The 1,374-nt window shown below is 72.2% G+C and carries 1 protein-coding gene and 1 pseudogene; both read right to left on the minus strand.

The features are described from left to right. On the minus strand, positions 1-198 hold a 198-nt coding region (locus ACZ63I_RS35045; RefSeq protein ID WP_469343584.1), incomplete at its 3' end, for a hypothetical protein. A gap of 14 nt (positions 199-212) precedes the next feature. After that, positions 213-1,374: pseudogene (locus tag ACZ63I_RS35050) on the minus strand (hypothetical protein); the annotation flags it as partial.

Consider the following 1,374-nt stretch of genomic DNA (forward strand, 5'->3'; position numbering starts at 1 on the left):
CCGCTCGCGCAGGTCGGCCATCGCGGCGACCGCCTCACTGGTCCAGGTGCCGCCGCTGGTGCCCAGCACCATCGGCTCGGGCTTGGCGATGGCCGGGTCGGGGCTGTCGCTGGTGTAGGTCGCGGCGTCCACGTACAGGCTCAGCGGGTAGCGGCCGGCCTTCGCGTACTTCACCAGCGCCCGGTAGGTGTTGGCCATGGCCAGCGACAGGATCAGCTGCGCCCAGTCCGGGCGGTAGAAGACGTCCTTCTCGTACAGGCCCACCGCGCGCCCGGGCGGCCCGCCGCGTGAGCCTCCACGATGTACGCCCGGCTGCGGTGCATCCGCCGGTACATGCCCTCCAGCGCCCGCTTGGAGTTCGGCCAGTAGTACGCCTCCACCACGTCTGGCACCCACGCCGGGTACAGCTCGATCAGCAGGTCCACGTCCGGCCCGAAGAGCCAGAACCCGCCCTCGGGCTCCTCGGTGAACCGCAGCTCCGGCAGCCGCTCGTCCCCGGTGCCCGGGATGCTGGCGACCCGCCACATGCCCGCGCACGCCTTGTCGTAGGCGATCGGGGTCTCGGCGTGCACCGGTTCGCCGACCCCGAGCACCACGCTGCTGTACGCCGCGAGGTAGGCCGCGACCCGGTCGAACTTGTGCAGGTACCCGGCCTGCTGCTCCTCCTCGGTGATCGGGCGGCTCCACTGGGGGCGCACCATCACGTGGTGCTTCACCGGCGGGACCTGCCCGGCCCGGATCGCCTCGCACACCACGTCGTCGCGCTCCACGCCCCCGGCGTAGTCCTCGGCCGTCTTGTTCGGGTTGAGGTAGTACGGGATCACGTCCCGCTTGTCCCGCCCGTGACGGGTGGACAGCAGGTAGACCATCAGCGCGTCCAGTAGCGTGGCCGCGTCCTCCGCGCCGCCGAAGCCGCCGCGCCCGACCAGCCCGACCTTGTCGAACCGGTCCTCGTAGGCCGGGATCGCCACGGTCAGCCGCTCCCCGGCCTGCGTGGTCAGCGTCATCCAGCAGGACACCCCGGACTCCGGCACCATCTTGGCCAGCACCGGTCCGGGGGTGCCCCACTCGCAGAGCTGGGCGCCCTGCGGGCCGCCCGGCTTCGCCTGGTCGTAGGCGGGCAGCCCGAGCTTGGGCAGCACGTCCTTGTGCAGCCACAGCGACTTCAGCCCGTACGCCTCCATCAGCGCCGGGACGTCGTCCACGGTGGCGGGCAGCGCGGTGAGCTCCACCAGCCGGTGGTTGGGCATGTGGAGCCCGTCCACCCCGAGCACACCGACCTGGGTGTGCCGCAGGGTGCGCCACCCGCCCTTCGCCACCAGGTCCGCCCATTCCGCGTCCGTCACCTCCGGCACGGCGGCCGGGTACACGTAC

It is taken from the genome of Streptomyces sp. NPDC087906, assembly GCF_055584925.1.